We start from the raw sequence: 7204 nt of genomic DNA, 5'->3' as shown, positions 1-7204 counted from the left end.
GCGGGTCGAAGGAGCCGCCACCTCAGCTCATGCGTTCAACAGACTCCGGGACATCGCCGAAGCCCGCTTAAGCCGGGCTTACGAGGTGGGTCGCCCCACCTCGTGACGTCAGTGTCAAGCGCCCGCGTCGAACGGCGATGCCTTGCTCGTCGAGCCGATCGACTGCCCCAGCTTGTTGAGCCCGTTGGCCAGCGATTCGAAGCCCTTGGCCACCTCGTCCTTGGCCCACACGCCACCGCTGGCAAGCTTGTCACCGATCGCGCGGGCGTCGGTGGCAGCGGTTGCCGCCGCGGCCTTGGCCTCGGCGCCTGTCCAAGCCGCACCGCTCTCGAGCCCTTGGGCTGCGGCCTTCAACTCGTAGCCGGCCTGGTCGTAGGCCTTTCGAGCCCAGGACTGCGCCGCGCGCGCACGGTGCGCCAGAGCCAGCGCATGGTTGGCGCTCGCGAAGGCCTTGTCCATGTCCTTCTCGGCCTTCAGCGCGCCCCTGTCGAGAGCGGCAGCCGTCTTCTGGAGGTCGGTGTTGGCGGTCTCGAGCCCCTTCTTCACGTCACCCGTCGCACGGGCCGCTTCGAGGCGCACGTAGGAGGCTGCCTTGCGCACTTCGGCAGCTGCCGCCTTGTAGTCCTTCTTCGCATAGGCCTCGACGGCCGCACCGAAGTGTCGCTGCGGCTCATCGGCCACCGGGTACCACGTCGTCACGTCGGTCACGAGCCAGCGCCGTTCGAGGTCGGCCCGTTGCGCCTTGCCGATGGTCTTGTCCAGCTCGGCGGTGGAATTCAGCTTGCCGGCCTTGATCTGGGCCGCCGTCGCGTCGAGCTGCTTGGTCAACGCCACCATCTTCGCGTGCACCTCCTTGGCGGCCTTGAGGTCCGCCGCGGCGCGCTGGTGATCGAGCTTCGCCGCGCGATCTCCCTGTGCCTCGAGTGCGCGCGCCGCGGCCTGCATCGCCTCGGAGGCCTTTGCGTTGTCCTTCTTGTCGAGCGCGGCGCGCGCGGCAGCGAGATGGCTGCTCACGTCATCGAGCACCGGCGTGACGGTCAGGTCGTCGTACTGGATCCAGTCGCTGGGCGACTTCGCGGTGATCGGCGCTTTGGCGGGAACGACGGCCGCCGAGGCTGCGGTGGCCACCGGCTTGGCGGTCTGCGCCGCCGCGACGATCGGCAGTTGGGCGAGAACGGCCACGACAGCGGTGGCCAGCAGGGTTTGATGATGTTTCATGGTGGGGATCCGTGATGGGTTTGTGTATCGGGTTGCGTTAGGGTCTGCCGCAGGGCATCACTCCTGTCCGGCGTGCGTCTGCACGTCGCTGCTGCCCGCGGACGCGAGCACATCGTGCGCACGGCGGACGTCGTCACCGCCGCCGTGGACGATGACGAGGAACTTGCTGGCCTTCAACGCCGTTTCATAGCGCAGCACCGAGTCCTTGGGCACGCCGATCGCGGTGAGCGCGCCGACGAGCGCGCTCACGCCACCGCCGAGCACGGCGCCTTGCAGGCCGCCGGCGATCGTCGCCGCGATCGGGCCGAGCACGACGATGTGCCCGACCACGGGCACGAACATCAGCGCCGAGCCGAACAGCACGCCGGCCAGGCCGCCCCAGAAGGCGCCCAGCTTGCCGAAGAACCTGGCGCGGTCGCCGGCATTGAAGTAGCCCACGACGTTCTCTTCGGTGTGGTAGTCCTTGCCGAGAATCGAGATCGTCTTCATGTCGAAGCCCGCCTTGGCCAGCTTGTGAACGGCCTCCTCGGCCTGGGTGTGCGAGTCGTAAACCGCAACCGCGATGTCTGCCTTGCTCATGTCTTGCTCCTGATTCGGATGGTTCGACAGCGCCCGCTGTCGATGGAAGCACTTTAGGAATCGAGGATCGGCGGCGACAGTGCGCGTGGTCACCGCATGGCCGTGCCGACCGTCACGGCGAAGTCATGCCGACGAACGATGCCCTGCGGCCTTTGCAGCGCTGGAGCCAAAGCGAAGCGGCCCACGAGGGGCCGCTTCGGCTGGCGCCGAGGTGCAACTGCTGTCAACCGATCACCCGATGCGCAGGCCCGTCGCGGTGGTAAAGCGGTAGTCGGGGATGTCCAGGTTGGTGGGTGCCGGCACGTTCTTCACCACCCTGCCCGCCAGGTCGAAGCGCGAACCATGACAGGGACAGAAGAAGCCGCCCGGTGCGCGCAGTTCCGCATTCAGCGCCGCGTTGTTCGTCTCCAGCCGCGGCGAGCATCCCAGGTGCGTGCACACCCCGACGGCGACGAAGAGGTCCGGCCGCTCAGAACGGGTGGCGTTGACGCAGGAGGCCGGCTGGATCGAGCGCCTGGACTGCGGGTCGGCCAGGTTGCCGTCGCTCGCCAGAAGGGATCGCACCATGTCTTCCGTGCGGCGCATCAGCCAGACCGGCTTGCCGCGCCACTCGACGGTTCGAAGTTCACCCGGCACCAGCGAGGCGATGTCCACGTCCACGGGGCCGCCAGCGGCGCGTGCGGCTTCCGAAGGGGCCAGGCTGGCGACGAAGGGAACACTTGCCGCAACAAGCCCTGCTGCGCCCATCACGCCCGTCGCCGCCAACAGCAGTTCACGCCGCGTGCTGTCGGGAACGCGGTGCTCATCGACCTCGTGGATGAATGCGGAGAGGCTGTTCATGACTACCCTTTCGCGGCTTGCCGCCAACACGTCGTTGAGTTCACTCTAGGCAGCGCGCACGGCGTCCCCTAGTGCGGGTAGTCACCGCATGGTCATCATCCGTAGCCGGCGCCCGTGCGTACCTTGCCGCGGAACACCCAGTACGACCAGCCGGTGTAGCCGAGGATCACGGGCAAGAGCATCAAGGTGCCGACGAGCAGAAAGGCCTGGCTGCGCGGCGACGCTGCCGCCTGCTGCAACGTCAGCGCGTGCGGCACGACATACGGAAACAGACTTACCGCCAGGCCGGCAAAGCACAGCGCGAAGATCGTCAAGGCGGCAACGAAGGGGCCCGCTTGCGAGCGAGCGCCGCGCAGCGACCGGTCGGCCAGCCAGAACACCCCCAGCGTGGCGAGCGGCAGCGGCGCCAGCCACAGCCAGTGGCTTTCGGTGAACCAGCGTTCATGCACACGCGGATGCACGAACGGCGAGTACAGGCTCACGCCGGCGATGAAGGCCGCCGTGGCGGCCAGGGCACGTCTGGCCTGACGGCGTGCCCAGCGCTGCAGTTCGCCATCGGTCTTCAGCACCAGCCAGGTCGCACCCAGCAAGGCATAGCCCGACACCACGCCGAGGCCGGTGAGCAGCACGAATGGGTGCAGCCAATCCCAGCTCGTGCCGGCGAAGCGGCCGTCCACCACGTTGAAGCCGTGCACGTAGCTGCCGAGGATCAATCCCTGCGCGAAGGCAGCGGCGAACGAGCCGCCGAAGAAGGCTGCCGACCATGCGCGCCGCCGGCGCGTGGCCTTGAGCCGGAACTCGAACGCAACGCCGCGGAACACCAGCCCCAGCAGCATCAGCAGGATCGGGAAGTACAGCGCCGGCATCAGCACCGCGAAGGCCACCGGGAACGCGGCCAGCAGGCCGGCACCGCCCATCACGAGCCAGGTCTCGTTGCCGTCCCAGATCGGCGCCACCGAGGCCATCATCACGCTGCGGTCGTGCGTCGAAGGCGCCAGCGGGTAGAGGATGCCCACGCCCAGATCGAAGCCGTCGAGCAGCACATACATGAAGACCGCCAGCGCCATGATCGCGGCCCAGATCGGCACCAGATCAATCGCCACGCGAGGCCTCCGCATCGACGGGCAGCACTGCTGCCGACAGCGGCCGCGCCGGGCGCGCCGAGGCGCCGGCCGGCGGCGCATCCGCCGGTCCGTGGCGCACCAGCTTCACGAGGTAGTAGCCCGCGGCGGCATAGACGACGGCGTACACGAGCAGGTACGCCGCCAGCGACAGTCCGACGTCGGCCGTGCTCAGACTCGGACTCACGCTGTCGGCGGTGCGCAGCAACCCGTACACGGTCCACGGCTGGCGACCGACCTCGGTCACCGTCCAGCCGGCAAGCACCGCGATGAAGCCGCTGGGCAGCATCCATTGCGCCACGCGCAGGAAGACCGGTGAGGTCTCGAGCCTTCCGCGCCAGGCCAGATAGGCACCCCACCAGGCCACGGCGAGCATCGTCGTGCCGATGCCCACCATGATCCGGAAGGCGAAGAACACGGGCGCGACCGGTGGCTGGTCCTCACGCGGGAACGACTTCAGGCCGCGCACTTCTCCGCTCCAGGTATGCGTCAGGTACAGGCTCGCCAGCCGGGGGATGGACACTTTCAGCCGGTTGGTCTGCTCAGCCTGGTCAGGAATCGCGAACAGCACCGACGGCGCCGGTGCACTGGTCTCCCACAGCCCTTCCATCGCGGCCACCTTGGCGGGCTGGTGCGCCAGCGTGTTCAGGCCGTGCGCGTCGCCGAGCGCGATCTGCAACGGCGTCATCACGGCCAGGAAGAACACCGCCATGCGGGCCATCAGCAAGGCCGTGTCGCGGTGGCGACCGCGCGCAAGGTGGTGGGCCGCCACACCGAGCACCACAAACCCGGTCGTCACGTAGAAGGCGCTGACGGTATGGGTGAGTCGGTAGGGAAACGAGGGGTTGAAGATCACGGCCGAGAAGTCGGCGGGCACGAAGCGCCCCGCTTCGACCACGTAGCCTGCCGGTGTCTGCATCCAGCTGTTGAAAGCCAGGATCCAGAAGGACGAGAACAGCGTTCCCGCCGCCACCAGCACCGCCGCGCCAAAGTGCGCCCAAGGCGGCACCCGCTCGCGTCCGAACAGCAGGACGCCGAGAAAGCCGGCTTCGAGGAAGAACGCCGTGAGGCCTTCGTAGGCGAGCAGCGGCCCGACGACGTTGGCCACCTTGTCCGAGAACGCAGCCCAGTTGGTGCCGAACTGGAACGGCATCACGATGCCCGACACGACGCCCATGCCGAACGACACGGCGAAGATGCGCAGCCAGAACTTCGACGCGCGCAGGTAGCGCTCATCGCGTCGCGCCAGGTACAGGCCTTCGAGCAGCGCGATGTAGCTGGCCAGCCCGACCGTGAAGGCCGGGAAGACGATGTGGAAGGCGACGACGAACGCGAACTGGATGCGCGAGAGGATCAGGGGGTCGAGGAGCATGTTGACGCAGGCGACAAGCGCGTTGCGAGCTGACGGAGCATTGCATCCGGCAGACACTCAGCGCGCCAGTGTCGCGCGTCAGCGGCCTGGTGTGACGAAGGTCACTTCGCGAGTGCTTGGGCAGTAGGCTCACCCGGCCCACGCAGACCGTACACGGACAGGGGCTCGAGCCGACGTGACACCAGCGCTGCCAACACACAGGCCGGCAGCAGCACCGGCAGCAAGGCGTACTGCCCGGTCATCTCGAACACCATCAGCGCCGACATGACCGGGGCATGCGTGGTCGAGGCCAGCAGGACGGCCATGCCGACGACGGCGTACACCGGCTCCGGTGCTGCGCTCGCACCCATCCCGGCCAGGGCCGCGGCGGCGAGCGCGCCGATGGCTGCGCCGACGAACAGCGTCGGCGTGAACACCCCGCCCGGCGCACCCGAGCCCGTCGTCGCGCCGATCGCCAGCAGCTTCAGGACGAGCACCAGCGCCACCACTGACCATGCTGCCGGGCTGCGCAGTTGCTGCTCGATGCTGCTGTAGCCGTTGCCCCAGACCTCGGGGCGCCACAGAGACAGCAGTCCGACCACCAGACCGCCGAGCGCGAAGGCCGCGGGCAAAGGCAACCGCGAGCCGAGGAACAGCGAGCGCGTGAGGCGCAGCCAGCGCAGCAGCCCGGCGCCGAAAGCGCCGCCCAAAAGGCTGAGGACCAGCAGCCAGACGACCTGCGCCGGCCCGGGCGGCGTGAGCGCTGCCACGGGAAACAGCACGGAACGCTCTCCGAGCCAGACCGAGACGCCGAACGCCATGACAGCCGCCACGACCACCGGACCGAGTTGCGCCAAGGCGAGCGAACCCACGAGGATCTCGGCAACGAAGACCGCCCCGGCCAGCGGCGCGTGATAGGCCGCAGCAAGCCCGGCCGCAGCGCCGCAGCTCACCACCAGACGGAGATCTGTCGCACGTCCGAGCGCGCGACCGAGCATCGACGCCAACATGGCAGCCAGCAGCACCATTGCGCCCTCGCGTCCCACGGCGCCACCGGTGCTGACCACCAGCATGGAGGCCGCCACCTTGAGCAGGCCCGCGCGCAGGTCCAGCCTGCCGGTGCCGATCACCACGGCCTCGATGTAGTCCCCCCGGTGTTGCGATACCTGGGCTTCGGCGGGCAGGTCGCGGCCGCGTTCGGCCAACCAAAGAAGCAGGCCGGCGGCCATCCCACCCAGCGCCGGTGCGAGAACCCGGGCTTCTGCGGGCAAGGCGCTTGCCGCAGCGACCAGGTGGCCGCCGCCTGCGCCGACGAGCACGGCCTCCAGCGCAAACAGCGCCTGCCGAAATGCCGCCACCGCCAAGGCACCCAACGCTCCGACCACCGCTGCGACAACGAGATGGCGCCAGGGTGTGTCCAGGCGGAGCAATGCACGCCGGGTCGCATGCAATCCGAAGCGCCAAGCCTTGGCCTGCATGGTCGATGATGCCCTTGAGGCCAAGCGTCAGCGCGGCTTCGCCAGCGCGTCACGCTCGGCGTAGGCTGCCTGCAGCGCGTTGCGGGCACGCGTGACCTTTGCCTCCAAGGCGGTCAGGCGCTCGAAGTACTTTCTGCTCAGCCGGCTGTGGCCGTTGGCGAGATGCCGGCGCTCGCCGGCACGAGGCTGCTGGCCCTGCCGGACCGCGCGTTCGACCGCCTGCAGCCGGACCAGCGCAGCCGCAACCCCGGCGTCGGCGCGTCGCCAGGCCTCGGCACGACCGTCGTCGGCCGGCGCGCTGATGGCGGCCAGCCGCTCGGCGGCCGTGCGATCAAGCACTGGCAGGTCCGCGATCTGCAGGCGGCGGAGCAGCACACCGTCTCGGGGCAGCGGCGGCGTCTGAGAGTAGGCCACAATACCCCCGGGCTCCCGCCACTCGTAGAGCGTCTGCGCACGAGCAGGCGGGGCGCTGACGAGCCACAGGAGAATGCCGAGGGCGACCAGGGGCGCCGCGTGCCGCATCCGCGAGCGCCAGTTCGGCGCACCCAGGTGCCGCCCCAGGCCTGGGAGCCTTGCAGGGGACAGGGGCCGAGGCACGGTGTTGGTCGCGAATGCGG

7 protein-coding genes are annotated in these 7204 nt (G+C 69.0%); all 7 read right to left on the bottom strand.

From position 1 onward, the window contains the following. Positions 1–114: 114 nt before the first annotated feature. On the bottom strand, positions 115–1182 hold the full coding sequence (locus tag D9C15_RS28565) for a hypothetical protein (protein WP_128002576.1): 1068 nt from the start codon (positions 1180–1182) through the stop codon (positions 115–117). A 93-nt stretch (positions 1183–1275) separates the two neighbouring features. Further along, positions 1276–1797, bottom strand: coding sequence for a general stress protein (locus D9C15_RS28560; protein WP_128002574.1), 522 nt, complete (start codon positions 1795–1797; stop codon positions 1276–1278). 231 nt (positions 1798–2028) lie between these two features. Beyond that, positions 2029–2637, bottom strand: a complete 609-nt coding sequence (petA, locus tag D9C15_RS28555) for a ubiquinol-cytochrome c reductase iron-sulfur subunit (RefSeq protein ID WP_128002572.1) — start codon at positions 2635–2637, stop codon at positions 2029–2031. A gap of 95 nt (positions 2638–2732) precedes the next feature. Continuing rightward, on the bottom strand, positions 2733–3740 hold the full coding sequence (cydB, locus tag D9C15_RS28550) for a cytochrome d ubiquinol oxidase subunit II (protein ID WP_128002570.1): 1008 nt from the start codon (positions 3738–3740) through the stop codon (positions 2733–2735). Further along, complete coding sequence (locus D9C15_RS28545; RefSeq protein ID WP_128002588.1) at positions 3730–5130, bottom strand: cytochrome ubiquinol oxidase subunit I; 1401 nt, start codon at positions 5128–5130, stop codon at positions 3730–3732. Before D9C15_RS28545 ends, cydB begins: the two co-directional genes overlap by 11 nt. A 101-nt stretch (positions 5131–5231) precedes the next feature. Further along, positions 5232–6587 (bottom strand): chloride channel protein, encoded by a 1356-nt coding sequence (locus tag D9C15_RS28540; protein ID WP_128002568.1) that lies wholly within the window; start codon positions 6585–6587, stop codon positions 5232–5234. Between the two features lie 27 nt (positions 6588–6614). Beyond that, a complete protein-coding gene (locus D9C15_RS28535; protein WP_164886895.1) occupies positions 6615–7109 on the bottom strand; it encodes a DUF4124 domain-containing protein in 495 nt (164 codons plus the stop codon). Between the last annotated feature and the right edge of the window lie 95 nt (positions 7110–7204).

Origin of the sequence: Piscinibacter defluvii, assembly GCF_004011805.1 — a bacterium.
GTDB classification, from domain to species: domain Bacteria; phylum Pseudomonadota; class Gammaproteobacteria; order Burkholderiales; family Burkholderiaceae_C; genus Piscinibacter; species Piscinibacter defluvii.
Note: the sequence above shows the minus strand (reverse complement) of the source record. Positions and strands in the feature narration are given on the sequence as shown.